Source organism: Paracoccus broussonetiae, assembly GCF_031854425.1.
GTDB lineage: Bacteria > Pseudomonadota > Alphaproteobacteria > Rhodobacterales > Rhodobacteraceae > Paracoccus > Paracoccus broussonetiae.
On sequence record NZ_JAVRQI010000010.1, the window covers coordinates 66,098 to 90,964 of the forward strand.

General features: G+C 65.2%; 23 protein-coding genes. 4 read left to right on the forward strand and 19 right to left on the reverse strand.

Features of this window, described 5'->3' with window-relative positions:
* The first annotated feature begins 45 nt into the window (after positions 1 to 45).
* Positions 46 to 951 carry an RNA polymerase sigma factor RpoH gene (gene rpoH / locus RM190_RS13875; protein WP_311760051.1) on the forward strand — a complete coding sequence of 302 codons (906 nt, stop codon included), beginning with the start codon at positions 46 to 48 and terminating at the stop codon, positions 949 to 951.
* Positions 952 to 1,159: 208 nt separating this feature from the next.
* On the forward strand, positions 1,160 to 2,179 hold the full coding sequence (locus RM190_RS13880; RefSeq protein ID WP_311760052.1) for a hypothetical protein: 1,020 nt from the start codon (positions 1,160 to 1,162) through the stop codon (positions 2,177 to 2,179).
* Positions 2,180 to 2,188: 9 nt separating this feature from the next.
* Here the strand turns inward: RM190_RS13880 and RM190_RS13885 are convergent, their stop codons facing one another.
* The 6 genes from RM190_RS13885 to RM190_RS13910 all read right to left on the reverse strand — a co-directional run bounded on the left by RM190_RS13885 (position 2,189) and on the right by RM190_RS13910 (position 7,716).
* Positions 2,189 to 3,157 carry an SPOR domain-containing protein gene (locus RM190_RS13885; protein ID WP_311760053.1) on the reverse strand — a complete coding sequence of 323 codons (969 nt, stop codon included), beginning with the start codon at positions 3,155 to 3,157 and terminating at the stop codon, positions 2,189 to 2,191.
* Between the two features lie 96 nt (positions 3,158 to 3,253).
* Positions 3,254 to 3,889, reverse strand: a complete 636-nt coding sequence (upp, locus tag RM190_RS13890) for a uracil phosphoribosyltransferase (RefSeq protein WP_311760054.1) — start codon at positions 3,887 to 3,889, stop codon at positions 3,254 to 3,256.
* Complete coding sequence (locus RM190_RS13895) at positions 3,886 to 4,854, reverse strand: adenosine deaminase (protein WP_311760055.1); 969 nt, start codon at positions 4,852 to 4,854, stop codon at positions 3,886 to 3,888. The genes upp and RM190_RS13895 overlap by 4 nt, the downstream gene beginning before the upstream one ends.
* Positions 4,851 to 6,044: a phosphopentomutase gene (locus tag RM190_RS13900; protein ID WP_311760056.1), complete on the reverse strand. Its 1,194-nt coding sequence runs from the start codon at positions 6,042 to 6,044 to the stop codon at positions 4,851 to 4,853. The genes RM190_RS13895 and RM190_RS13900 overlap by 4 nt, the downstream gene beginning before the upstream one ends.
* Entirely contained in the window at positions 6,041 to 7,324 is a 1,284-nt protein-coding gene (locus RM190_RS13905) for a thymidine phosphorylase (protein WP_311760057.1), read from the reverse strand. Before RM190_RS13905 ends, RM190_RS13900 begins: the two co-directional genes overlap by 4 nt.
* The gene (locus RM190_RS13910) at positions 7,321 to 7,716 is read right to left on the reverse strand and encodes a cytidine deaminase (protein ID WP_311760058.1); all 396 of its coding nucleotides are present in this window, start codon (positions 7,714 to 7,716) and stop codon (positions 7,321 to 7,323) included. The genes RM190_RS13905 and RM190_RS13910 overlap by 4 nt, the downstream gene beginning before the upstream one ends.
* A gap of 146 nt (positions 7,717 to 7,862) precedes the next feature.
* On the opposite strand from RM190_RS13910, the gene RM190_RS13915 reads away from it, so the two are divergent.
* The gene (locus tag RM190_RS13915) at positions 7,863 to 10,142 is read left to right on the forward strand and encodes an NADP-dependent malic enzyme (protein ID WP_311760059.1); all 2,280 of its coding nucleotides are present in this window, start codon (positions 7,863 to 7,865) and stop codon (positions 10,140 to 10,142) included.
* A gap of 119 nt (positions 10,143 to 10,261) precedes the next feature.
* Positions 10,262 to 12,166, forward strand: coding sequence for a propionyl-CoA synthetase (locus RM190_RS13920; RefSeq protein WP_311760060.1), 1,905 nt, complete (start codon positions 10,262 to 10,264; stop codon positions 12,164 to 12,166).
* An 83-nt stretch (positions 12,167 to 12,249) separates the two neighbouring features.
* On the opposite strand, the gene aroA is transcribed toward RM190_RS13920, so the two are convergent.
* The 13 genes from aroA to RM190_RS13985 all read right to left on the reverse strand — a co-directional run bounded on the left by aroA (position 12,250) and on the right by RM190_RS13985 (position 24,866).
* Complete coding sequence (aroA, locus tag RM190_RS13925; RefSeq protein ID WP_311760061.1) at positions 12,250 to 13,581, reverse strand: 3-phosphoshikimate 1-carboxyvinyltransferase; 1,332 nt, start codon at positions 13,579 to 13,581, stop codon at positions 12,250 to 12,252.
* Positions 13,582 to 13,636: 55 nt separating this feature from the next.
* On the reverse strand, positions 13,637 to 14,338 hold the full coding sequence (trmB, locus tag RM190_RS13930) for a tRNA (guanosine(46)-N7)-methyltransferase TrmB (protein WP_311760062.1): 702 nt from the start codon (positions 14,336 to 14,338) through the stop codon (positions 13,637 to 13,639).
* 36 nt (positions 14,339 to 14,374) lie between these two features.
* Entirely contained in the window at positions 14,375 to 16,051 is a 1,677-nt protein-coding gene (locus tag RM190_RS13935) for a ribonuclease J (protein WP_311760063.1), read from the reverse strand.
* Positions 16,044 to 16,823 carry a type III pantothenate kinase gene (locus tag RM190_RS13940; RefSeq protein ID WP_311760064.1) on the reverse strand — a complete coding sequence of 260 codons (780 nt, stop codon included), beginning with the start codon at positions 16,821 to 16,823 and terminating at the stop codon, positions 16,044 to 16,046. Before RM190_RS13940 ends, RM190_RS13935 begins: the two co-directional genes overlap by 8 nt.
* Before the next feature lie 3 nt (positions 16,824 to 16,826).
* The gene (locus tag RM190_RS13945; protein WP_311760065.1) at positions 16,827 to 17,585 is read right to left on the reverse strand and encodes a biotin--[acetyl-CoA-carboxylase] ligase; all 759 of its coding nucleotides are present in this window, start codon (positions 17,583 to 17,585) and stop codon (positions 16,827 to 16,829) included.
* Complete coding sequence (nuoN, locus tag RM190_RS13950; protein WP_311760066.1) at positions 17,578 to 19,080, reverse strand: NADH-quinone oxidoreductase subunit NuoN; 1,503 nt, start codon at positions 19,078 to 19,080, stop codon at positions 17,578 to 17,580. The genes RM190_RS13945 and nuoN overlap by 8 nt, the downstream gene beginning before the upstream one ends.
* A 9-nt stretch (positions 19,081 to 19,089) precedes the next feature.
* Positions 19,090 to 20,631 (reverse strand): NADH-quinone oxidoreductase subunit M, encoded by a 1,542-nt coding sequence (locus tag RM190_RS13955; RefSeq protein ID WP_311760067.1) that lies wholly within the window; start codon positions 20,629 to 20,631, stop codon positions 19,090 to 19,092.
* A gap of 1 nt (position 20,632) precedes the next feature.
* Positions 20,633 to 22,780: an NADH-quinone oxidoreductase subunit L gene (nuoL, locus tag RM190_RS13960; RefSeq protein WP_311760068.1), complete on the reverse strand. Its 2,148-nt coding sequence runs from the start codon at positions 22,778 to 22,780 to the stop codon at positions 20,633 to 20,635.
* A gap of 6 nt (positions 22,781 to 22,786) precedes the next feature.
* Positions 22,787 to 23,092, reverse strand: a complete 306-nt coding sequence (nuoK, locus tag RM190_RS13965) for an NADH-quinone oxidoreductase subunit NuoK (RefSeq protein ID WP_155064184.1) — start codon at positions 23,090 to 23,092, stop codon at positions 22,787 to 22,789.
* Positions 23,093 to 23,192: 100 nt separating this feature from the next.
* Positions 23,193 to 23,795, reverse strand: coding sequence for an NADH-quinone oxidoreductase subunit J (locus RM190_RS13970; RefSeq protein ID WP_311760069.1), 603 nt, complete (start codon positions 23,793 to 23,795; stop codon positions 23,193 to 23,195).
* Entirely contained in the window at positions 23,792 to 24,196 is a 405-nt protein-coding gene (locus RM190_RS13975; RefSeq protein ID WP_311760070.1) for a carboxymuconolactone decarboxylase family protein, read from the reverse strand. Before RM190_RS13975 ends, RM190_RS13970 begins: the two co-directional genes overlap by 4 nt.
* The gene (nuoI, locus tag RM190_RS13980; RefSeq protein ID WP_011748524.1) at positions 24,193 to 24,684 is read right to left on the reverse strand and encodes an NADH-quinone oxidoreductase subunit NuoI; all 492 of its coding nucleotides are present in this window, start codon (positions 24,682 to 24,684) and stop codon (positions 24,193 to 24,195) included. Before nuoI ends, RM190_RS13975 begins: the two co-directional genes overlap by 4 nt.
* Entirely contained in the window at positions 24,684 to 24,866 is a 183-nt protein-coding gene (locus RM190_RS13985) for a hypothetical protein (protein WP_311760071.1), read from the reverse strand. Before RM190_RS13985 ends, nuoI begins: the two co-directional genes overlap by 1 nt.
* Between the last annotated feature and the right edge of the window lies 1 nt (position 24,867).

Here is a 24,867-nt window from a genome sequence, read left to right on the forward strand (position 1 = left end):
TCGAGTTTTCAATTACCCGCCCAGTTGCGGGACAGGGATTTTGAGATGGCCAATTTAGCGAACCTTCCCGCCCCCAGCCCCGAACAGGGGCTGAACCGCTATCTGCAGGAGATCCGCAAGTTTCCCCTGCTGGAGCCGGAAGAGGAATACATGCTGGCCAAGGCCTGGGTCGACCACGAAGACCCCGAGGCCGCCCAGCGGCTTGTGACCAGCCACCTGCGTCTGGCCGCCAAGATCGCCATGGGCTATCGCGGCTACGGCCTGCCTCAGGCAGAGGTCATCTCCGAGGCCAATGTCGGCCTGATGCAGGCGGTCAAGCGCTTCGACCCGGAACGGGGTTTCCGGCTGGCGACCTATGCGATGTGGTGGATCCGCGCCTCGATCCAGGAATATATCCTGCGGTCCTGGTCCCTGGTGAAGATGGGCACGACCTCGGCGCAGAAGAAACTGTTCTTCAACCTGCGCAAGGCAAAGTCCAAGCTCGGCGCGCTGGAGGAAGGCGACCTGCGCCCGGAGAACGTGGCCCAGATCGCGCATGACCTGAACGTGTCCGAGCAGGAAGTCATCGACATGAACCGCCGCCTGTCGGGCGGCGATGCGTCGCTGAATGCCCAGGTCGGCAGTGGCGAGGGTGATTCCGCCGCGCAATGGCAGGACTGGCTTGAAGACGATTCCGCGAACCAGGCCGAAGCCTTCGCCGAGGCGGATGAGCTGTCGGCCCGACGCCAGATGCTGATCGCCGCGATGGATGTCCTGAACGACCGCGAAAAGGACATCCTGATGGAACGTCGCCTGCGCGACGATCCGATGACGCTGGAAGATCTTTCGACGCGCTACGACGTTTCGCGTGAACGCATCCGCCAGATCGAGGTCCGGGCTTTCGAAAAGCTGCAGAACCGCATTCGCGAACTGGCCCGCGCCCGCGGGATCACGGTTCCCGAAAAGGGCTGAGACGGAACCCGGATTTGTCCCGTCACGTCGGCATGGAACCTGCGGGCAACCCCGCCCGTCGACGTCGCGCCCATCCCGGGCGCGGCGGCAACCGTCTTTGCATCCCCCCGCTTGCGACAATTCCCCGAGAGGCGCGCAGCTGCTTGGTTGACCGGCAAGGGCGGCGGGATATGCTCGGCCACGTGCAGCGGGAGCCCGTGGCGCAAGCATGACGGCGCTAAACCAATATCAACGGCTAGAAGCCGCAGGAACCTGGCGGGAAAAGCCCGGCGCCTCGCCACGCGAGATCATCGCTTCGCTGGGGGACGCCACTCTTGTCCTGACCGATCTTCGCACCGAGGTGCCGGTCTCGCACTGGTCGCTGCCCGCGGTGATGCGGCTCAACCCCGGCCAGTCCCCCGCGCGCTATGCCCCCGGCCCCAACGATGCCGAGATGGTCGAGCTGGACGATCCCCTGATGATCGCCGCGATCGAGAAGGTCCACCACGTCATCGAGGCGAACCGCCCGCCCTCGGCCTGGCTGCGCGGATGGATGGTGCTGCTGGCTTTGGGGGCGATGGTCGTGGGCGCGGTCTTCTGGGTGCCCCCTGCGCTTTTGCGCCATGCCGCCGATATCGCGCCGCCCGCCCAACGGGCAGAGATAGGCCGCGCCATCCTGTCCGACATCGAGAAATCCGCAGGCGGCACCTGCTCGCGTCCCTCGGGGGACATGGCCCGCCACCGTTTGGCAGCGCGCCTGATCGGCCCGGATGCCGACATTGCCGTGCTGCCCACGGCGCTGAAGGGCGCGCGCCGCCTGCCCGGCCCGCTCACCATCATCGGGCAAGACCTGATCACGGGAGAGTCCGCCGCGCCCGAGATCGTCGCGGGCCATGTGCTGGCCGCACAGGCCGCCGCTTCCTCGGAGGATCCCCTGCTTGCCGCGCTGCGCTATGCCGGGACGCGGGCCACTTTCGAATTGCTGACCAAGGGCACGTTGCCGGAATCCGCGCTGGCGGGCTATGGCGAAAGGCTGCTTTCGAATCCTCCGCCACGGGCCGAGGATGAAACCGTGCTGGGCTTCTTCGCCCGCGCCTCGGTTTCCAGTGAACCCTATGCCCGCTCGCTCGATCCGACCGGAGAGGCGGTGCTGGGCCTGATCGAGGCCGACCCCTTCCGCACCGCCCAGCCAAAGCAGGTGCTGAGTGGGCGCGACTGGGTTGCCTTGCAGGAAATCTGCGACCAGTAGGCACGGCCGTCAGCGCGGGACCGCCTGCCCGAACCCGTTCCGGCGGAGCCGGTCAAGGGCGCGCACGATCGCTTCGCGCGTGTCGAAGGGGCCCGCCAGCAGAACCGCTTGCCCCGCAGGATCGGACCTCACGCGCTGCACGGAGTAGCCAAGATCCGAAACGCGGCGCGCGACCTGCTGGGCCTCGGCCCCAGCGGCAAAACTTCCCAGCCGGACATAACGAGCCGATGCCGGAATCAGCCCGATCCGGGCAGCGTGCGGCATCTGCGCCCCGCGAGCAGGCAACGCGACCTTGCGCGCGACGGCCTTTGCCGGGGTCGCCACCTTGATTTCGGGCGCGGCAGGCGCGCTGGCCGCCGCCACCGGCCGCACGAAGGCCAGCCGCGACAATGTTGAGGCCGGGGCCGCACCGCAATAGCCTGACGTCGGATCGGCCCCGCCCCCGGCGGCCGACGGCTGTCCGTCATAGCCCAGCAGGCGACACAGCCGACGGTTGGGTTGCAGGTCGCGCCCCATCGCCTCGCGCAGCGCGGGCGCCGCACGAACCGAGGCGCGCAACGTATCCAGCGCAGCACTCGCCATCGGCTCCGGTCCCATGTCGGGCAGTTCCTCGGGTGGGCGCGGATCGCTGGCCAACTCTCCCGGCCTCAGGTTCGGAATGACTGCGTCAGTGATCGCCTGCTCAATCAGCTGCGCGCGGCTTTTCCCGGCATCGGGGTCCAGCGCCCTAAGGCGGGCCTGCCCGTTCGCGCCGCGGATCGAGGATGTCGGGGTAAAGCCGCAGACCGCGCTGCCGTCCCGCGCCAGCCTGGCCTGCCAGCGCCCCCCCTGATCCTGCAGAAACACGCAACCACGGCTGTCGACATATTGCCGTCCGGCGAAATCGGCGGGGGGCTCTTCTGCCGGGCGCAGGTCCACGGCCGACGCGGGCCATGACAGGACCGCCCAGATCAGCACCGAAAGCAGCCTTCGTCCCATGCCCGTCCCCGCGTCCATTCCCGATTCGGGCCGGGCGCTGCCGGTTCCCGCATCGGGTGATAGGGTGCAAGGACTGAAGCGCGGGTTAACGCGGCGCTATTTCGTCCCGAACATGCGGTCGCCCGCATCGCCAAGACCAGGGACGATATAGCCGTGATCGTCCAGCCGTTCGTCAAGCGAGGCGGTGACGACCGGCACGTCGGGATGGGCCTCGCGCATCCGCTGGACGCCCTCGGGCGAGGCAAGCAGGCACAGGAACCGAATATTCTTGGCACCCTGCTTCTTCAGCATGTCGATGGCCGCAACCGAAGAGTTTCCCGTCGCCAGCATGGGATCGACAACGATGGTCATGCGCGAATCCAGCTCCTTCGGCACCTTGCAGTAATACTCGACGGGCTGAAGCGTCTCGGGGTCGCGGTAAAGGCCGATGAAGCCGACGCGCGCGGCGGGGACCAGTTCAAGGATGCCGTCCAGCAGGCCGTTCCCCGCCCGCAGGATCGAAATCAACGCAAGCTTCTTGCCCTCCAGCAGAGGTGCCTCCATCGAGGTCAGAGGGGTTTCGATGGTGGTGGTCGTCATCTCCAGCTCGCGCGTGACCTCATAGGCCAGAAGCAGGCTGATCTCGCGCAGAAGACGACGGAAGCTGGCGGTCGAAGTCGTCTTGTCCCGCATCAGCGTCAGCTTGTGCTGGACCAACGGATGGTCGACGACGGTCAGGTGGGGCTGGCTCATGTAAGCTCCTTTTTCAGGCGGTCCCTGGTTTCGGGGTCGCAGAAGGCCGCCTCGGCGGCCCACAGGTTCATCTGTCTGAACTCTGTTTCGGCCCAGCCGAAGGTCTCTGCAAGCATCTCGTATTCACGCGAGAGCGTCGTGTGGAAGAACGGTGGGTCATCGGTCGAGACGGTGACGCGCACCCCGGCATCGGCAAGCCGGGCGATGGGATGGCTTTTCCAGTCCGCCACCACGCCCAGCGCAACGTTCGAGCCGGGGCAAACCTCCAGCGTCACGCCGCGATCGGCAAGGTCGCGGACCAGGGTCGCGTCCTCGATGGCGCGGATACCGTGGCCGATCCGCGTCGCCCCAAGGTCCAGCGCACCGCGGATAGATTCGGGGCCGCGCCATTCGCCAGCGTGAACGGTCAGGCCCAGTCCCGCCTCTCGGGCACAATCGAAGGCCCAGGCGAAATCCGAGGGCTGGCCGGAATCCTCGGCGCCCGCAAGGCCAAGACCGCTGACCCACGCCCCGGCGGTTTCCGCGGCGCAGATCGCCGACCGCCTGGCACGGTCCGGGCCATAGTGGCGGATGCAGGTCGCGACGGCCCGGCTTTCCACCCCGCTCAACGCATAGGCGCGCGCGACCTCCTCCATTGCGGCGACGTGATCGCGCCAGGCCGACAGATCACCTCCGCCGCAGAAGTCGGGGGAAATGAACAGCTCGACATAGATCGCCCCTTGCTCACCACATTCCGACAGCACCGCGGACAGCAGCCGAGCGTAATCGGCAGGGCCGGAAAGTACGCCGGTCGCCGCCTCATAGACACGCAGGAACTCGGCAAAGCTGCGATAGGCATAGGCGCCGCGATCATCGAAAAGACCGCCCAGATCCTGCCTTTTCTCGGCCGCAAGACCGCGGATGAACCCCGGTGGAGCCGCACCTTCCAGATGCAGGTGCAGTTCGATCTTCTTCATGGTTTTCATAGGAATGACTTTCCCGGCCCGACCGGTTGAAGGCCAAGATGCGCGGCAATGGAGGCCGCGACATCGACAAAACCGACCTGCCCGATCGCGCGCGGGCCAAGGCCCCAGCCCAGCACCGGCACGCGTTCGCGGGTGTGATCCGTCCCGGTCCAGCTGGGATCATTGCCGTGATCGGCGGTGAAAATCGCAAGGTCGCCCGGCCGCAGGCGGGCCATCACCTGCCCGGCGACACCGTCGAACCATTCCAGCGCACGGGCATACCCCTCGATATCGCGGCGATGACCGTAAAGGCTGTCGAACTCGACGAAATTGGCAAAGGTCAGGCTGCCCGGCTCGGCTGTCTCGGCCAGCGTCAGCAGCTGTGCGGCAAGATCGGCATCCGACTTGCCCTTGTGCTCGGCCCCGATCCCGCGATGCGAGAAGATGTCGCCGATCTTGCCCACCGAATGGGTCACGCGCCCCGACCGCATCGCGGCGTCAAGCAGCGTGTCACCCGGCGGCGCGATGGCATAATCGCGCCGGTTCGGGGTGCGGGCAAAGCTGCCGGGGCCGCCAATAAAGGGCCGCGCAATGACCCGGCCCACGCGCATCGGATGAACCATCGCCGCGACCTCGACGCAAAGACTGTAAAGCCGCTCCAGTCCGAAGGCCTCTTCATGCGCGGCGATCTGCAATACGCTGTCAGCCGAGGTATAGCAGATCGGCCAGCCCGTCCGCAGATGCTCATCGCCCAGGCGGGCGATGATTTCGGTCCCCGACGCGTGCTCATCGCCAAGGATGCCCCCGGTTCCGGCGGCAGCGGCGATGCGCCGCGACAGGTCGGCGGGAAAACTGGGACGGGTATCGGGGAAGTAGTGCCAGTCCCACGGCACCGGCACGCCTGCCAGCTCCCAATGGCCCGAAGGAGTGTCCTTGCCCGGCGACACCTCGGTCGCGGCACCCCACAGCCCCTGCGGCGCAGCCCCCAGACCCGGGGCGTCCTGTCCGCTGGCCAGTCGCAGCGCCGCCCCAAGCCCCAGCGCATCAAGATGCGGCATGGCAAGCGGACGCGCACGGGCGATATGGGCCAGCGTATTCGCGCCGCTGTCCGGGACATCGCCGTTGAAGAAGCCCGCGGCGTCCGGCGCGCCGCCGATGCCGACGGAATCCATCACGATCAGAAAGGCACGGCCTTGGGTCGGGTCGGTCATTCGGGCAGAACCTCGCATCGGATCAGGGGACCGGGCGCCGGACCGTCGCCCATCAGATAGGCCGCCTGAACAGTGGCGACGGCAGCCTCGGCCGCGGCCTCGGTCGCCGCATGGACAAAGCCCAGCGGTTGGTCCGGGCCAGCCTCTTCGCCGATGCGCAGCAGAGCTGCAAGGCCGACCCGCGGATCGATCCGGTCCCCAGCATGAAGCCGCCCGCCGCCCAACGCGACGACGGCATGGCCCAGCGCCTCGGTGTCGATGGCGGCGACGCGGCCGCGCGCGGGAATGGGACGGATGACAGGCGCAGGGGGCAAATATGCCTCGGGGCGCTCCAGCAGGTCGGCAGGTCCGCCCTGCGCAACGACCATGCGCGCGAAGCGTTCGGCCGCAGTGCCCGAGGCCAGCGCATGCCCGGCCCCGTCAAGGTGCACGACCGACAGGCACGCCTCCGCCAGCGCCAGCGACAGTTCGGCCAGCGCGCCTCCGGCACCCTTCAGGACGGCAATCGCCTCGTACAGTTCCAGCGCGTTGCCCGCGGCACGCGCCAATGGCTGGTCCATGTCCGTTACAAAGGCGCGCGTGCGGCAACCGGCCCCGTTCGCGGTATCGACCAGCGCGCGCGCCAACTGCAATGCCGCCTCCGGCGACCGCAGGAAGGCTCCTGTGCCCTGTTTCACGTCCAGAACCAGCGCATCAAGCCCCGCCGCCAGCTTCTTCGACAGGATCGAGGCGGTAATCAGGTCGATCGAGCCCACCGTCGCGCTTTCGTCGCGGATCGCGTAAAGCCGCGCATCCGCCGGAGCCAGATCCTTGCCCGCAGCGACGATCGCGCAGCCCTGCGCGGCCACGATCTGGCGAAACTCATCTTCGGGCAGCGCGGTGCGGAAACCGGGGATCGCCTCAAGCTTGTCCAGGGTGCCGCCGGTATGCCCCAGCCCCCGTCCCGAGATCATCGGGACAAAGGCCCCGCAAGCCGCGACAACGGGTGCAAGGACCAGGCTGACGGTATCGCCGATGCCCCCGGTCGAATGCTTGTCGACCACCGGACCGGGCAGATCCCAGCGCAGGACATGGCCCGAATCGCGCATGGCGCGGGTCAGCGCGACCCGCCCGTTCTCGTCCAGCCCGGAAAGCAGGACGGCCATCGCAAAGGCGCCCGCCTGCGCATCGCTGACCGAGCCGTCGGCCAGCCCGGTGGCGATCAGCGCCGCCCCGGCCTCATCCAGTCCACGCCCGTCGCGGACCCCCGCAATGACCGGGCGCGGATCGGCTGGGCTCATTCGATGCCCGACATGTGCGACATGTCGAAGCGGCCGGGCAGCAGTTCGCCGATCGTGGTGGCCAGCGTCCGCCCCGAGGTCGTGGCCAGCAGCACCGGCGTATCGGGCTTGCCGAACTCGGCCAGCTTCTGGCGACAGCCGCCGCAGGGCGGGATCGGGCTGGGGCTGTCGGCGATCACCGCGACCTCGATCAGCTCGGTCTCGCCACTTGCCACCATCAGCGCGATCGCCCCTGCCTCGGCGCAGGTGCCTTCGGGATAGGCCACGTTCTCGACATTGCAGCCGCGATAGATCTGGCCCGAAACGCCACGCACCGCCGCGCCCACCTTGAAGCGGGAATAGGGTGCATATGCACGTTCGCGCACGTCGCGTGCCGCATCAAGAAGCGTCATGGCCCACCTTTCACATCGCCGTCATTTGCCAGTCCATCATTGCGCTTGGGCCCATCGTGATGCAAGTCCGACACATTCTGGCGGGCCCCCTGTTCCCCGCACAAAAAATAGTTTAACGCTGAACCATCTTGAGAGGAGGTCGCGTCATGGAAGAACGCAGGCAGGACAGTGCAAGGCAGGCCGCGCTGGATTATCACGAGTTTCCCCGCCCCGGCAAACTTGAGGTGCGCGCGACGAAGCCCCTTGCCAACGGCCGCGACCTGAGCCGGGCCTATTCCCCCGGCGTTGCGGAGGCCTGTCTGGAGATCAAGGCCGACCCGACCACGGCGGCACGCTATACCGCGCGCGGCAACCTTGTGGCCGTCGTCTCGAACGGCACGGCGGTTCTGGGCCTTGGCAATATCGGGGCGCTCGCCTCGAAGCCAGTGATGGAGGGCAAGGCCGTCCTCTTTAAGAAATTCGCCAATATCGACTGCTTCGACATCGAGCTGGACCAGCCCGACCCGGAAAAGCTGGCCGAGATCGTCTGCGCGCTGGAACCCAGCTTCGGCGCGATCAACCTTGAGGACATCAAGGCCCCCGACTGCTTCATCGTCGAAAAGATCTGCCGCGAGCGGATGAACATCCCGGTCTTCCACGACGACCAGCACGGCACCGCCATCGTCGTCGGCGCCGCCGCGACCAACGCATTGCTGATCGCTGGCAAGAAGTTCGAGGACATCAAGGTCGTCTCGACCGGCGGCGGCGCGGCCGGCATCGCCTGCCTGAACATGCTGTTGAAACTGGGCGTCAAGCGCGAGAACGTCTGGCTGTGCGACATCGCGGGTCTTGTCCATGAGGGCCGCGAAGAACAGATGACGCCGCAAAAGGCGGAATATGCGCAGAAAAGCGACCTGCGCACGCTGGATGACGTGATCGGTGGGGCCGACCTGTTCCTGGGTCTGTCCGGCCCCGGCGTCCTGACCCCCGACATGGTCGCCAAGATGGCAGACCGGCCGATCATCTTCGCGCTGGCGAACCCGACGCCCGAAATCCTGCCCGAGGACGTGCGCAGCGTCGCCCCGAACGCGATCATCGCGACCGGGCGGTCGGATTATCCGAACCAGGTGAACAACGTCCTGTGCTTCCCCTTCATCTTCCGGGGCGCGCTGGACGTGGGTGCGACCACGATCAACGACGATATGCAGCTGGCCTGCATCGAGGGAATCGCCGCACTTGCCCGCGCCACCACCAGCGCCGAGGCCGCGATGGCCTATCGCGGCGAGACGCTGACCTTTGGCCCGGAATACCTGATCCCGAAGCCCTTCGACCCGCGCCTGATCGGGGTCGTTTCGACCGCCGTGGCGAAGGCCGCTATGGAAACCGGCGTCGCCACCCGCCCGCTGGAGGATGTGAACGCCTACAAGCGCAAGCTGGACGGCTCGGTCTTCCGGTCGGCCATGATCATGCGCCCGGTCTTCGAAGCGGCGGCGACGGTCAAGCGTCGCATCGTCTTTGCCGAGGGCGAGGATGAGCGGGTGCTGCGCGCGGCGAATGCCATGCTTGAGGAAACCACCGATGTTCCGATCCTGATCGGTCGTCCCGAGGTGATCGAGGTCCGCGCCGAGCGCGCCGGCCTGCCGATCCGTCCCGGCCGCGATTTCGAGATCGTGAACCCGGAAAACGACCCGCGTTATCGCGACTATTGGGGCACCTACCACGAGCTGATGGCGCGCCGTGGCGTCACGCCCGAAGTCGCCCGCGCGATCATGCGCACCAACACCACCGCCATCGGCGCGGTCATGGTCCATCGTGGCGAGGCGGACAGCCTGATCTGCGGCACCTTCGGCCAATTCAGCTGGCACCTGAACTATATCAGCCAGGTGCTGGCGCGTGACGGCCTGCGCCCGCATGGCGCGTTGTCGCTGATGATTTTGGAGGATGGTCCGCTTTTCATCGCGGACACGCAGGTTCACCACGTCCCGACCCCGCAGCAGATCGCCGAAACCGCGATCGGCGCGGCGCGGCATGTGCGACGCTTCGGCCTCGCACCCAAGATCGCGCTGTGCTGCCATTCGCAATTCGGCAATCTCGAGACCGATTCCGGCAAGCGGATGCGCGAGGCGATCGAGATCCTGCAGGCGCGCGAGGTCGACTTCATGTTCGACGGCGAAATGCATGTCGATGCCGCGCTCGATCCGACCGTGCGCGAAAGGCTGATGCCGCATTCGCGTCTGGACGGGGCGGCGAACATCCTGATCTTCGCTGGCACCGACGCCGCCTCGGGCGTGCGCAACGCGCTGAAGCTGAAGGCCAACGGGCTTGAGGTCGGGCCGATCCTGATGGGCATGGGCAACCGCGCCCATATCGTCACCCCCTCGGTCACGACGCGCGGTCTGCTGAACATGAGCGTTCTGGCAGGTACCCCGGTCGGCCATTACGGCTGACCCGCACCCCGGTTGATCCGGGCCGCCCGATTTGCGGCCCGGACGAATGGCGCAGGAAGCTCTTGCCTGACCCGCCGCGCCTTGCCTAACTCCTCCCATGCCTTTGGGAGGAGGAATCCATGAGCTACCGCGACGTCTATTCGGCCTGGCAGGCGGACCCCGAGCATTTCTGGATGCAGGCCGCCGAGGCGATCGACTGGACCCGCAAGCCCTCGAAGGCGCTGTTCGACGAAAAAGCACCAATCTACGAGTGGTTTTCGGACGGCATGGTCAATGCCTGCTGGAACGCCGTCGACCGCCATGTGCTGGCCGGGCGCGGTGATCAGGTCGCAATCATGCATGAAAGCCCGGTGACACTGTCGACCAAGGGCATCACCTATCGGCAATTGCAGGACCGCGTCGCCTCGCTTGCAGGCGCGCTGCGGATGCGGGGCGTTGAAAAGGGCGACCGGGTCATCATCTACATGCCCATGATCCCCGAGGCGGTCGAGGCCATGCTGGCCTGCGCGCGGCTGGGCGCGATCCATTGCGTCGTCTTTGGCGGCTTTGCCGCAAACGAACTGGCCGTGCGGATCGACGATTGCCAGCCCAAGGCGATCATCGCAGCCTCTTGCGGCTTGGAGCCGAAGCGCGTCGTCCACTACAAGCCGCTGCTGGACGAGGCGATCGAGATCGCGCGCCACAAGCCCGAATTCTGCGTCATTTTCCAACGCGAAGAAGAGGTCGCGCAGCTGACCCCGGGCCGCGACTTCGCCTGGCACGGCTTTCAATACGGGGTGAAACCCGCTGAATGCGTCCCCGTCGAAGGGAACCACCCCGCCTATATCCTGTACACCTCGGGGACGACCGGCCAGCCCAAGGGCGTCGTGCGCCATACCGGCGGCTATCTTGTGGCGCTGCAATGGTCGATGAAGAACATCTACAATATCGGGGCCGGGGACCGGTTCTGGACCGCATCGGACGTGGGCTGGGTCGTAGGCCACAGCTATATCTGCTATGGCCCGCTGCTGACCGGGGCCACGACCGTCGTGTTCGAGGGCAAGCCCGTCGGCACGCCCCATGCGGGCGTGTTCTGGCGCACCATCCAGAACCACCGGATCAAGAGCTTCTTCACCGCTCCGACTGCGCTGCGCGCCATCCGCCGCGAGGATCCGGAGGGCGACTGGATTCGCCGCTACAAGCTGCATGAGTTGCAGGCCCTGTTCCTGGCCGGAGAGCGCGCCGATCCCGAAACGGTGCAATGGGCGCAAAAGCACCTGGGCGTTCCCGTGGTAGATCATTGGTGGCAGACCGAAACCGGCTGGCCCATCGCCGCCAATCCGATCGGGATCGAGACCTTGCCCACGAAGCCCGGCAGTCCCTCGGTCCCGATGCCGGGCTATGACGTGCGGGTGCTGGACGATGAGGGGAACCCGGCGCCCGCGGGCACGCTGGGGGCCATCGCGATCCGCCTGCCGTTGCCACCCGGAACCCTGCCCGGCCTGTGGAATGCCGAGGACCGCTTCCGCAAATCATATCTGGAGCGCTTCCCCGGCTATTACGAGACCGGCGATGCGGGCTATGTCGACGATGACGGTTATCTGTACGTCATGGCGCGCACCGATGACGTCATCAACGTTGCCGGCCACCGCCTGTCCACCGGCGCGATCGAGGAGGTCCTGGCCTCGCATCCCGCCGTGGCGGAATGCGCGGTGATCGGCGTCGCGGATGAACTGCGCGGACAGATTCCGCTGGGTTTGCTATGCCTCAAAGTGGGGGTCACGACACCGGGTGACCAGATCCTGCGCGAGGTCGTGGCGCTTGTCCGCGAGCGGATCGGCCCCGTCGCCGCATTCAAGCATGCCTGCATCATCGACCGCCTGCCCAAGACACGCTCAGGCAAGATCCTGCGCTCGACCATGGCGAAGATCGCGGATGGCGAGGCATTCAAGGTTCCCGCCACCATCGACGATCCCGCCATTCTGGACGAGATCCGCGAGGCCCTGCACGGTCTTGGCTTTCCCGAGGCCGCGCGGGCGGGTTGAACCGCCTTGCCCGGAAATGAAAACGCGGCGTCCCTGTCGGGCGCCGCGTTCGGGTATTTGAGAAACGGTGAAACCCGGCGCGCCTAGCCGATCTGACCGCCCAGCCCTGTCATAAGCGGCAGGAAGTCCGGGAAGGAGGTCGCGATCGGGCTGCCGTCATCGACCGAGATCGGCTGTTCCGAAGCCAACCCGCCGACCAGGAACGACATGGCGATGCGGTGATCCAGATGCGTGACCGCCGTCGCCCCACCCGAAAGGCCACCGGTCCCTTGGACGGTCATGGTGTCGTCGGTATCCTCGACGCTGGCCCCGTTGGCGCGCAGGCCCGCGACCATGGCAGCGATGCGGTCGCTTTCCTTGACGCGCAATTCGTGGACGCCCTGCATCAGGGTGGTCCCCTCGGCAAATGCCGCGATCACCGACAGGATCGGGAATTCGTCGATCATGCTGGCGGCGCGCTCGGGCGGGACCGTGACGCCTTTCAGCGGACCGTGGCGGACCAGCAGGTCGGCGACGGGCTCTCCACCCTCTTCCCGCGGGTTCTCGAAGGTGATGTCGGCGCCCATTTCCAGCAGCGTGACGTAAAGCCCGTCGCGGGTCGGGTTGCGGCTGACGCCCGGCACGCGGATCTCGGATCCGGGCACGATCAGCGCCGCGGCAACCGGGAATGCCGCGCTGGAGGGATCGCGCGGCACTGCGACCGGCTGGGGCACCAGCTCCGGGCGGCCCTTCAGGGTGATCACGCGGCCTTCGTCTGTGACTTCGGTCGTGATGGTTGCACCGAAGCCCGCCAGCATTCGCTCGGTATGGTCGCGGGTCGGTTCGGATTCGATGACCACGGTTTCGCCCGGCGCGTTCAGACCGGCCAGCAGCACCGCCGACTTGATCTGGGCGCTGGCGACCGGGGTCTTGTAGCGGACCGGGACAGGCTCGGCCGCGCCTTTGATGGTCACGGGCAGGCGCTTGCCTTCGCGCGCCGTGACCTCACAGCCAAACAGCTCCAGCGGGTCGGTCACGCGGCCCATCGGGCGACGGCTGAGGCTGGCATCGCCGGTGAAGGTCGCGGTAACAGGCGTCGTCGCCATCGCGCCCATGATCAGCCGCACCCCGGTGCCGGAATTGCCGCAATCGATGACGCCCTCAGGTTCGGCAAAGCCGCCGACGCCGACCCCGTTGACCTTCCATTCGCCGGTCCCCAGGCGCTCGACCTGCGCGCCGAAAGCCTGCATGGCCTTGGCGGTGTCCAGAACGTCCTGCCCTTCCAGAAGGCCGGTGATGTGGGTTTCCCCCACCGACAGCGCGCCAAGGATCAGCGCGCGGTGGCTGATCGACTTGTCGCCCGGCACCTTTGCCTCGCCCTTCAGCGGGCCCGAGCGGCGGGCGGTCATCGGGATCGGTTCGGCGGAATGTGACATGGCAGGCCCCTCATGTGATCGGCTAGGTGATAGCGGTCACGCAAGGGGCTTGCAATCAACCCTGACGGCGGAAGGTCGCGTAATGCGGCACGCGACCCTCGCGCAGCGCCTTTTGTTCATAACGCGTGCTGAACCAGTCGTCCCAAGCCTCCGGCCCTTCATGGACCAGATCGAAACCGGCGGGCGGGACTTCTTCCAGCGTTTGCCGCATATAGTCTGGAATATCCGTCGCCACGCGGAATTCGGCACCGGGCTTCATCACGCGCGCCAGCGGGATCAGATGCTCGGGCGTCACGAAGCGGCGGCGGTGATGGCGCGCCTTGGGCCAGGGGTCGGGATAGTTCAGGAACGCCTTGTCGACCGAGTTTTCCGGGAACACGTCCATCAGGTCGCGCGCGTCGCCCGGATGGACGCTGACATTCTCGACCCCGGCGGCACGAATCTTGCCCAGAAGCATCGCGACGCCATTGATGAAGGGCTCGCAGCCGATGATCCCGATCTCGGGATAGGTGGCGGCCATGTGGACCATGTGCTCGCCCCCGCCAAACCCGACCTCCAGCCAGACCGGGCGGTCGTCGCCGAAGATCGCGCTTGGCGCGATGGGCGTGCGTTCGGGATTGTCGGCCTGCGTGATGCCGCGCGGGCGCAGGGTGCCCAGATCCTCGGACAGGTAACCCTTTTGCGACTGGCGCAGGGTCTTGCCGTGGCGGCGGCCGTAAAAATTGCGGCGCGGGGGATTGGGATCGAATTCGCTCATGCCGCGCCCATAGAAAGGGCGCGGCTGAAGGTCAAGTCATTCCGCAGCGAGTCGCGAAATGATGACGGTCACTTCGGGCTTCTTGCCGATCTCTTCCATCGAGACCTGCCGCGCGATCTTGCGCACCGCCTCTTCCAGTCGGTCGTCGTTCATCACCGTGCGGTCGTCGGCGCGTTCCAGAAACTCGGCCAACTCGCTTTCGATATTCCCGGCCAGCGGCACGCCCGCGCGACCCCGTTCCGGCAGGCCGGACAGTTCGACCCAAGCATCGGGAAGCGGATTGTCATCCTCGTCGATGATGATCGAGACCATCGCGTGACCGTTCAGGGCCATGCGGATACGGTCACGGACGATGCCGTCCATCGCGCCGATCAGCGCGGTGCCGTCAAGATACAGCCGGCCGGTATCGATATGGTCGACGACGCGCGGCGCCGCGCCCGAAATCTCGACCATGGTGCCGTTCGTCACCACCATCGAGGGGATGCCACGCGCCTCGGCCAGCTTCATATGTTCGCGCAGGTGCATGTGCTCGCCATGCATCGGGATCACCATGCGAGGCTTCAGCAGGTCGTGTACGGCCTGGATGTCGGGGCGGTTGGCATGACCCGAGACGTGATACATTCCGTCATCGGCATCGAACAGGTCGACGCCCATCTCGCTCAGCTGGTTCTGGATGCGGATCACGCCGCGCTCGTTTCCGGGAATGGTGCGCGAGCTGAACAGGAAGCTGTCGCCTTCCTTCAACTCGATCCCCAGATAACGGCCGCGCGACAGTTGCGCGCTGGCGGCGCGGCGTTCGCCCTGGCTGCCGGTGACAACCAGCATAACCTTGTCCCGCGGCAGGTCCGCGGCTTCCTCTGGGCTGACGACCGGGGGAAAGCGGTCAAGGACACCGGTCTCGATCCCGACGGTGACCATGCGGCGCATGGCGCGGCCCAGCAGGCAGATCTTGCGCCCGGCGGCAACCCCCGCTTCGGCCAGGGTGCGCAGCCGCGCGATGTTGCTGGCGAAGGTCGTGGCGACGACAAGCTGCCGCTGGGACATGACGAAATCCAGCAGCGGGTTCGCTAGAACCGCCTCGGACCGGCCGGGATTGGGCGAGAAAATGTTGGTGGAATCGCAGGTCAGCACCTGCACGCCCTGCCCTTCCTTGGCGATCTCGTGCCAGGTGATCGGGTCGAAGGGTTCGCCGACGACCGGCGTTCCGTCCAGCTTGAAATCGCCCGTATGCACGATCCGACCGGCGGGCGTGTCGATGATCAGCGCCGAGCTTTCGGGGATCGAATGGCTGACCGGGACGAATTGCACCTGGAACGGACCGGCCGAGACGACCTCGGGGCGCGGGGCGTGGATATGGATATGCTCGACGGGCTGGCCCATCTCTTCCATCTTCAGGCGCGCCAGCGCTCCAGTGAAGCGGCGGCAATGAATCGGCTTCTGGATCTTGCCCCAAAGCAGACCAAGCGCGCCGACATGGTCTTCATGCCCGTGGGTGATGAAGATCGCCTCGATCCGGTCGCGGTTGTCCTCAAGCCAGGCGACATCGGCCATGATCAGGTCGATGCCCGGCGCCGTATCCATGTCGCCGAACGTCACGCCCAGATCGATGACAATCAGCCTTTCGCGCCCCGGCTCGCCATAGCCATAGACATAGGCGTTCATGCCGATCTCGCCCGCGCCGCCCAGCGGCAGATAGATCAGGCGTTCAGCCATGGGCCATCTCCTTGTTGTAATCGTGGATCAGGCGCAGCCCGTGCATGGTCAGGTCATCCTCGATTGCATCGAAAAGATCAAACCCCTGATCGAAGAGGGGTGCAAGCCCGCCCGTGGCGATGACTTTCATCGCACGGCCGCGTTCCTCGCGGATCTTTTCGACGATCCCCTGCACGAGGCCGATATAGCCCCAGAAAATGCCTGATTGGATACAGGCAACGGTATTCGTTCCGATGACCTTCGGGGGCATCGTCACGTCGACATGCGGAAGACTGGCCGCACCCATATGCAATGCCTCAAGGCTGAGGTTCACGCCCGGAGAGATCACCCCCCCGACATAGGCCCCATCCGTATCGACCACGTCAAAGGTGGTCGCGGTGCCGAAATCGACGACGATCAGGTCCGGGCCATGGCGGTCGAATGCGCCCACGGTATTGACCAGCCGGTCGGGACCGACCGTGGTGCCCTGATCGACGCGGGGCGTGACGGGCAACAGGCAATCCGGCTTGCCGACGACCAGCGGGCGCGTGTCGAAATAGCGGTTGCAGAGCACCCGCAGGTTGAAAACCACGCGGGGTGCTGTCGCGCTGATGATGCAGTCGGTGATGTCCAGCTCGAACTTCTGGACCGACATCAGCGTGGACAGCCAGACGAAATACTCATCCGCCGTGCGCCGATGGTCGGTCGAGATCCGCCACATGGCCAGAAACCGTTCCCCGTTCCAGACCGAAAAGACGGTGTTCGTATTGCCAGTGTCGATGCAAAGAAGCATCGCTCAACCTCCAAAGAAGACGTCGGCGGCGGGCAGGACCCGGCGGCCGGAAGGCGTGGTCAGGACCAGGGCACCGGTTTCATCAATGCCGTCGAAGACGCCGCGGGTCTCGTTCTGGCCGGTCCGGGCAATGATCGTCTCGCCCAACCGTGCGGCTCGTGCAAGCCAGGCGTTGCGGATCGGCGCAAAGCCATAGGTTTCGAACTGAGCCAGCCAGCGTGCGAAAGCCGGGGCCAGCAGGTCCAGGAAATCCTCGGCAGCGACGGTGAAGCCGGTCTCTTCGCGCACCGAGACCGGACGGACGGCACCCGGTTCAACTGCAGATGTCGTGGGGGCCGCGGCCAGGTTGACCCCGATCCCGACGGCGACGGCTTGGATGCTGCGTCCCGATCCCAGGCTTTCCAGCAGGATGCCCGCGATCTTGCCGCCGTTCAGCAGCACGTCATTCGGCCACTTGATTGCAAGCCGCGCCGCCGGACCACAGGCATCTGACAACGCGTCATAAAGCGCAAGCGCGGCAACGAAGGACAGTTGCGCCACGGCCTCAGGGTCGCCCTTGGGTCGCAAGACGAGAGTGCCGGCGAAGTTCCCCGCCGGCATGACCCATCCGCGTCCGCGCCGCCCGCGCCCGGCGACCTGTTCATGGGTCATGATCCAGGTCGGTCCGGTCAGCGACGGCCCCTGACGCATCGCTTCGGCATTGGTGCTGTCGGTGCGGGCCAGGATCACCCGGCCCACGCCTTGCGGCCAGGTTTCACTCAACGCGATCGGGCTCGGCCGGCAGGTCTGCGGCGGGGACGGCGACAGCCGCATGGGCGGGCGCGACCAGGGTTTCGGCCGCGCGACCGGCTGCGGTGTCGACGCCCAGCATGTTGATCGCGCCGAACAGCATCATCGCCGCCGGGATCATCAGGGCAAGATACTGCACGCCCCCCATGCGGCTGGTCACGCCATCACTCTCGGCACCGAAATACATGTAGTAGACGATGCGCAGGTAATAGAAGGCACCGATGACCGAGGCGATGACGCCCAGCACCGCAAGCCAGCCCATGCCCGCATCGACCGCCGCGTTCAGCACGCCGAACTTCGCGAAGAAGCCAAGCGTCGGCGGAACGCCCGCCAGGCTGAACATCAGCACCAGCACCGCAAGACCCTTGGCCGGCGAGGTCCAGGCAAAGCGGTTCAGCGCCGCAAGGTCGGTGACCGGGGTGCCGTCGCGCTCAAGCGACAGGATGAAGGCGAAGGTACCGACGTTCATGACCGCATAGATGGTCATGTAGATCAGCATCGACTGCACGCCCAGGGTCGAGCCAGCGGCCAGGCCGACCAGCGCAAAACCCATATGCGCAATCGAGGAATAGGCCATCAGGCGCTTGACGTTCGTCTGCCCGATTCCCGCGATGGACCCCAGGAACATCGACATGACGGCCAGCGCCGCGATGATCTGGCTCCAGTCGTCGATGACCTGACCGAAGGCGGTAAAGACCAGCCGAGCGATCAGCGCCATCGCGGCAACCTTGGGCGCGGTGGCGAAGAATGCCGTCACAGGCGTGGGCGAGCCTTCATAGACGTCCGGCGTCCACATGTGGAACGGCACGGCCGAAACCTTGAACGACAGGCCAACCAGCATGAACACCAGCCCGAACAGCACGCCAAGCGACAACTGGCCGCCCTGCATGGTCGTGATGATGCCCGCGAAGCTGGTGGTGCCCGCGAAGCCATAGACCAGCGAGGCGCCGTAAAGCAGCAGGCCCGAGCTGAGCGAGCCCAGCACGAAGTATTTCAGGCCCGCTTCCGACGACCGCGCCGAGTCGCGACGCATCGCGGCGACGACGTAAAGCGACAGCGATTGCAGCTCCAGCCCCATGTACAGGGTCAGCAGGTCGCCCGCCGAAACCATCAGCATCATGCCGATGACCGACAGCGAGACGATGATCGGGAACTCGAACCGCAGCATCCGCCGCCGTTCGAGGTAATCGATGCTCATCGCCAACACTGCCGCACCGGCGACCAGCATCACGACCTTGGCAAAGCGCGAGAAGCTGTCATCGATGAACATGCCATAGAAGGCGGTGGCGTCCGCGCGTCCGCCAAGGCCGACCATTGCGGCGACCAGCAGGAACACGGCGACGGTGGCCCAGACCAGCGGGCGCGCCAGCTTGTCCTTGCCGAGATAGGCCCCGACCAAAAGGGCGGCCAGCGCGTAAGCGGCCAGCAGCGCCTCGGGCAGAATGGTCGTGAAATCGAGCGAGGTCATGTCCGCCCCCTAGTGGCTTGTCTCAGCCGCGGCGGTTTCGACCACCGGCTGGCTTTGGTTGTAGTCATTGAGCAGCGCGGAAACCGCGGGCCCGGTCACATCCGTCACAAGGCGCGGATAGACCCCGAGGAGCAGCGTCATCGCGATCAGCGGGACAAAGATCCAGCGCTCGCGCGGCGTCATGTCGGTGATCGACTTCAGGCTTTCCTTGATCAGCTGGCCCAGCGTGACCCGGCGATACAGGTAAAGCGCATAGGCGGCCGAGAAGATCACGCCCGTGGCAGCGACGAAGGCGACCCAGGTATTGGCGCGGAACGTGCCCAAGAGCGTCAGGAATTCGCCCACGAAGCCCGAAGTGCCCGGCAGTCCGACGTTCGCCATGGTGAAGAACATGAAGACCGCGGCATAGGCCGGCATCCGGTTCACAAGCCCGCCATAGGCGTCGATCTCGCGCGTGTGCATCCGGTCATAGATGACGCCGACGCAAAGGAACAGCGCGCCCGAGATGAAGCCGTGCGACAGCATCTGGAAGATCGCGCCGTCGACACCGGGCTGGTTCGCGGCAAAGATCCCCAGGGTGACATAGCCCATGTGGGCGACTGACGAATAGGCGATGACCTTCTTCATGTCCGACTGCGCCAGTGCGACCAGCGAGGTGTAGACGATGGCGATCGCCGACATCCAGAAGACCAGCGGCTGCAGGATCTCGGACGCGACAGGGAACATCGGCAGGCTGAATCGCAGGAAGCCGTAGCCCCCCATCTTCAGCAGCACCGCGGCCAGCAGGACCGAACCGGCGGTCGGCGCCTGAACGTGCGCATCGGGCAGCCAGGTATGGACCGGCCACATCGGCATTTTGACCGCGAAGCTGGCAAAGAAGGCCAGGAACAGCAGGGTCTGCGTGCCGCCGACGACCGTCATGCCCAGCAGGCGATAGGTCTCGTGCGGGAAGTCGAAGGTCAGCAGGGTCGGAATGTCGGTGGTGCCCGCCATGCGATACATGGCGATCATCGCGACCAGCATCAGGACCGAGCCGAGGAAGGTGTACAGAAAGAACTTGAAGGCCGCATAGATGCGGTCCTTGCCGCCCCAGATGCCGATGATCAGGAACATCGGGATCAGGCCTGCCTCGAAGAACAGATAGAACAGCACCAGGTCAAGTGCGGTGAACACGCCGATCATCAGCCCTTCCAGAACCAGGAAGGCGATCATGTATTCCTTGACCTTCGTCTCGACCGTCCAGCACGACAGAATGGTCAGCGGCATCATGAAGGTGGTCAGCAGCACGAACAGGACCGAGATCCCGTCGACGCCCATCTTGTAGCGCAGGCCCATGATCCAGGCGTGATCCTCGACGAACTGGAAGCCGGTATTGGCCGGGTCGAAGCCGAAGAGCACGAAAAGCGAGATCAGGAAGGTGGCCGTGGTCGCCAGCAGCGCAAGCCATTTGGCATTGCGCGCCGCCGCCTCGTCCTGGCCCCGCAGGAACAGGGCCATGATGCCCGCCGCGACGATGGGCAGGAAGGTGATGATGGAAAGAAGGTTCGTCATATCAGTGCGCGCCCCGCATCATCACCCAGATCAGCAGCCCCACGATGCCGACGACCATGGCGAAGGCATAGTGGAACAGGTAGCCCGATTGCACCCGGACCGCCGCGCGCGTCAGGCGCGGGATAAGGCCCATGGCAACCCCATTGATCGCCCCGTCGATCGTGGCCCCGTCGCCCTTTTTCCAAAGGATGCGACCAAGGCAAAGCGCCGGGCGGACGAAGATGAAGTTGTAGATTTCGTCAAAGTACCATTTGTTCAGCAGGAACCGGTAAAGCGCGGGCTGGGCCTTGGCGAGGCGCGCCGGCGTTTCCGGGCTGCGGATGTAGAAGATCCAGGCCGTGAACAGGCCGAGCAGCATGGCGATGAAGGGAGAGACCTTCACCCATGCCGGGGCTTCGTGCGCCTCGGTCATGATATGATTGTCGGCGCCCATATAGATCGCGCCTCCGACCGGGGCCGCAACGGCAGCATGCTCGCCTTCGGCGGCAGCGGTTTCGCCCTCGGCCGCCGGGGCGGCATGCTCGGTCGCAGTGTCGGCGGCAGCGGTCTCGGTCCCGACCTTCTCGACCTCGGCGGTGCCGTGCTCGGCCGGTGCGGCCTCACCCTCGGCGCTGGCCTCATGCGTTGCGGGCATGTGGAAGAAGGTTGTGACCTTGTGGTGGTCGCCGAAGAAGGGGCCATACCAGATCATGCCGGCAAAGGTCGCGCCGATCGCCAGGACAACCAGCGGAACGGTCATGACCGCAGGGCTTTCATGGGCATGTTCATGCGCATGATGATCTCCGCGTTCCTTGCCGAAGAACGTCAGGAAGATCAGCCGCCAGGAATAGAAGCTGGTGAAGCAGGCCGCGATCACGAGCATCCAGAAGGCGTAGGTGTTGCCTGCCCAGGCGCTTTCGATGATGGCGTCCTTGGACAGGAAGCCGGCAAAGCCGATATGGGTCAGCGGGATCCCGACGCCGGTGATGGCGAAGGTGCCGATCATCATCGCCCAATAGGTCAGCGGGATCTTCTTCCTCAGGTTTCCGTAGTTCCGCATGTCCTGTTCGTGATGCATCGCGTGGATGACCGAACCGGCACCAAGGAACAGCATCGCCTTGAAGAAGGCGTGGGTCAGCAGGTGGAACATCGCCGCCGAATAGACGCCGACACCCGCAGCCACGAACATGTAGCCCAGCTGCGAACAGGTCGAATAGGCGATGACGCGCTTGATGTCGTTCTGCACCAGGCCGACGGTCGCGGCGAAGAAGGCCGTGGTTGCACCGACGATCACGATGAAATGTTTCGCATGCGGCGCGAATTCATAAAGGGGCGACATGCGGCAGACCAGGAACACGCCCGCGGTCACCATGGTCGCGGCGTGGATCAGGGCCGAAACCGGGGTCGGGCCTTCCATCGCGTCCGGCAGCCACGTGTGCAGCAGAAGCTGCGCCGACTTGCCCATCGCGCCCACGAACAGCAGGAAGCCCAGCAGGTTGGCGGCGTTCCACTCGGTCCACAGGAAATGCAACTGCGTCTGCGCGATCTCGGGGACCTGGGCGAAGACGACGTCGAAGTTGATCGACCCGGTCAGCCAGTAAAGCCCGAAGATGCCCAGAAGGAAGCCGAAGTCGCCGACGCGGTTGACGATGAATGCCTTCATCGCGGCGGCGTTCGCGCTTTCCTTTTTGTAGTAGAAGCCGATCAGCAGATAGGACGCGACGCCCACGCCTTCCCAGCCGAAGAACATCTGCAGCAGGTTGTCCGCCGTCACCAGCATCAGCATGGCGAAGGTGAAGAACGACAGATAGGCGAAGAAGCGCGCCTTGTAATGCTCGTGATGGCCCCAGTTGTCGTCATGCGCCATGTACCCGATCGAGTACAGGTGCACGAGCGCCGAGACGGTCGTCACCACGATCAGCATGATCGCGGTCAGGCGGTCCAGGCGGATGGCCCATTCAGTGACAAAGTCACCCGACACCACCCAGTCCATGACCGGGATATGGCGCGGCACGCCGTCGAAGCCGAGGAACAGGATCCAGCTGAGCAGGCAGCACAGGAACAGGATCCCGGTGGTCAGATATTGCGCGGCTTTCTCGCCGATCAACCGCCAGCCGAAGCCGGCGATGATCGAGGCCAGAAGTGGCGCGAAAAGGACGATCTTTTCCATGCCGTCTTAACCCTTCATCACGTTGACGTCTTCCACCGCGATCGTGCCGCGGTTGCGGAAGAAGACCACGAGGATGGCAAGGCCGATCGCCGCCTCGGCCGCCGCGACCGTCAGGATGAACATGGTGAAGACCTGCCCCGCCAGATCGCCCAGATGGGTCGAAAAGGCGACGAAGTTGATGTTCACCGCCAAGAGCATCAGTTCGATCGACATCAGGATGACGATGACGTTCTTTCGGTTCACGAATATCCCGAAAATGCCGGTGACGAAAAGTATCGCCCCCACGACAAGATAATGTGTCAATCCGATCATCTTCCTGGTCCCTCCGGGCCTTCGCCCGTTGAAATATCCGTTCGCTAGGCGGACCGCCCGCTGGCGGTCCCGATTTGGCTTCGGTCGCAGCGGGACGGGCTTAAAGCCCCTGCCCCGGCTTCACGTCTTTCATTTCCATGGTCTTCGCCGGATCGCGCCACATCTGCTCCAGCACGTTCTGGCGCTTGATGTCGCGGCGGTGGCGCATGGTCAGCAGGATCGCCCCGATCATCGCGACCAGAAGGATCAGGCCGGCGATCTGGAAGTTCAGCAGGTAGCGGTCATAGATCACCATGCCCAGGCCCTGCGTATTATGGACATCGGCAAGGATCGGCGCGGCGCGCAGCCCTTCGGCCGCGTCCGAAGGTGCCCAGCCGGAAAAGGCGATGGCCAGCTGCGCCAGCAGGACGATCCCGATCATCAGCGCCAGCGGCAAGGACCGCGCAAGCTCGCCCCGCAATTCCGCGAAGTCGACGTCAAGCATCATGACGACGAACAGGAACAGCACCGCGACCGCGCCGACATAGACGACGATCAGCAGCATGGCGACGAACTCGGCACCCTGCAGGACGAAAAGGCCGGAAGCGGACAGGAAGGCAAGGATAAGCCACAACACCGAATGGACCGGGTTGCGGGCGATCACGACCCCGAAGCCTGCTATGCAGACGGTGATCGCAAACAGGTAGAAAGCGAAGGTCATCATTCCTCGTCCTCCTCGGCATAGACGCTTTTGGCGATCTCGAGTGCCTTCTGCATCGCAGGCAGCCCGCCGAACATGCTCATCTGAAAGATCGTCTCGGCGATCTCGCGTTTCGTGGCACCGGCCGCAAGCGCCTGACGGATGGTCAGGCGAAGCTGCGGCTCGGCCAGCGCGCCCTGAACGGTAATCGCGCCGATGGTGAGAAGCAGGCGCGTCTTCGCGTCTAGCCCCTCGCGGTTGAAAGTCTTGCCGAACCACATCTCAAGCATGTCGGCCGGCATGATGGGCACCAGCTTTTCAACGGCACGCATGTCGAAATGTTCGAGCGCGGGGTTCCACGCACGCGCCATCTCCTGGCTCGAGGCCATCATCTGCGCGAAAAGCTTGGTGAACGCATCACTCATCTGTAGGGCGCATCCAGTTGCAGGTTGCGGGCGATCTCGGCTTCCCAGCGTTCGCCATTCGCAAGCAGCTTCTGCTTGTCATAGAACAGCTCTTCGCGGGTTTCCGTCGCATATTCGAAGTTCGGGCCTTCGACGATGGCATCCACCGGGCAGGCTTCCTGGCAGAAACCGCAATAGATGCATTTCGTCATGTCGATGTCGTAGCGCGTGGTGCGGCGGCTGCCGTCCTCGCGCGGTTCGGCGTCGATGGTGATGGCCTGGGCCGGGCAAACCGCTTCGCAAAGCTTGCAGGCGATGCAGCGTTCTTCGCCGTTCGGATAGCGACGCAGCGCGTGCTCGCCCCGGAAGCGAGGCGACAGCGGGCCTTTCTCATGCGGATAGTTCAGCGTCGGCTTGGGCGACACGAAATAGCGCATCCCAAGGCCAAAACCCTTGATGAAATCCCACATGAGGAAATACTTGGTCGCCCGCGCGAAATCGAAGGCCATCAGAATTGCTCCCCTTTCCTGGGTGCCGCGAAGCGGTCGAATGCGGCGACGTATTCGCGCACCCGCGCGCCATCCTTCGCATGTTCCGCCGTGTCGAGATTGTTGGCGAGGAAATGGGCCAGTTCGATCTTGTCGGTCTCACTGGCTCGGGCAAATGCCTCGGCTAGCTTGTTCGAATACATG

Bases quoted from the DNA above. Each gene is read 5' to 3' on its own strand.
- RM190_RS13940 (WP_311760064.1), bottom strand. From the start codon at position 16,823: ATGCTTCTTTGCATCGACACTGGCAATACGAACACCGTCTTTTCGGTC.
- trmB (WP_311760062.1), bottom strand. From the start codon at position 14,338: ATGAGCGAATTCGATCCCAATCCCCCGCGCCGCAATTTTTACGGCCGC.
- nuoL (WP_311760068.1), bottom strand. From the start codon at position 22,780: ATGGAAAAGATCGTCCTTTTCGCGCCACTTCTGGCCTCGATCATCGCC.
- RM190_RS13895 (WP_311760055.1), bottom strand. From the start codon at position 4,854: ATGAAAACCATGAAGAAGATCGAACTGCACCTGCATCTGGAAGGTGCG.
- RM190_RS13970 (WP_311760069.1), bottom strand. From the start codon at position 23,795: ATGATGACCTTCGCTTTCTACCTGTTTGCGATCACCGTCTGCATAGCA.
- RM190_RS13935 (WP_311760063.1), bottom strand. From the start codon at position 16,051: ATGGCTGAACGCCTGATCTATCTGCCGCTGGGCGGCGCGGGCGAGATC.
- RM190_RS13880 (WP_311760052.1), top strand. From the start codon at position 1,160: ATGACGGCGCTAAACCAATATCAACGGCTAGAAGCCGCAGGAACCTGG.
- RM190_RS13985 (WP_311760071.1), bottom strand. From the start codon at position 24,866: ATGTATTCGAACAAGCTAGCCGAGGCATTTGCCCGAGCCAGTGAGACC.
- nuoK (WP_155064184.1), bottom strand. From the start codon at position 23,092: ATGATCGGATTGACACATTATCTTGTCGTGGGGGCGATACTTTTCGTC.
- RM190_RS13885 (WP_311760053.1), bottom strand. From the start codon at position 3,157: ATGGGACGAAGGCTGCTTTCGGTGCTGATCTGGGCGGTCCTGTCATGG.
- RM190_RS13975 (WP_311760070.1), bottom strand. From the start codon at position 24,196: ATGAGTGATGCGTTCACCAAGCTTTTCGCGCAGATGATGGCCTCGAGC.
- RM190_RS13955 (WP_311760067.1), bottom strand. From the start codon at position 20,631: ATGACGAACCTTCTTTCCATCATCACCTTCCTGCCCATCGTCGCGGCG.
- rpoH (WP_311760051.1), top strand. From the start codon at position 46: ATGGCCAATTTAGCGAACCTTCCCGCCCCCAGCCCCGAACAGGGGCTG.
- nuoN (WP_311760066.1), bottom strand. From the start codon at position 19,080: ATGACCTCGCTCGATTTCACGACCATTCTGCCCGAGGCGCTGCTGGCC.
- upp (WP_311760054.1), bottom strand. From the start codon at position 3,889: ATGAGCCAGCCCCACCTGACCGTCGTCGACCATCCGTTGGTCCAGCAC.
- RM190_RS13920 (WP_311760060.1), top strand. From the start codon at position 10,262: ATGAGCTACCGCGACGTCTATTCGGCCTGGCAGGCGGACCCCGAGCAT.
- RM190_RS13900 (WP_311760056.1), bottom strand. From the start codon at position 6,044: ATGACCGACCCGACCCAAGGCCGTGCCTTTCTGATCGTGATGGATTCC.
- RM190_RS13910 (WP_311760058.1), bottom strand. From the start codon at position 7,716: ATGACGCTTCTTGATGCGGCACGCGACGTGCGCGAACGTGCATATGCA.
- RM190_RS13905 (WP_311760057.1), bottom strand. From the start codon at position 7,324: ATGAGCCCAGCCGATCCGCGCCCGGTCATTGCGGGGGTCCGCGACGGG.
- RM190_RS13915 (WP_311760059.1), top strand. From the start codon at position 7,863: ATGGAAGAACGCAGGCAGGACAGTGCAAGGCAGGCCGCGCTGGATTAT.
- nuoI (WP_011748524.1), bottom strand. From the start codon at position 24,684: ATGGCCTTCGATTTCGCGCGGGCGACCAAGTATTTCCTCATGTGGGAT.
- aroA (WP_311760061.1), bottom strand. From the start codon at position 13,581: ATGTCACATTCCGCCGAACCGATCCCGATGACCGCCCGCCGCTCGGGC.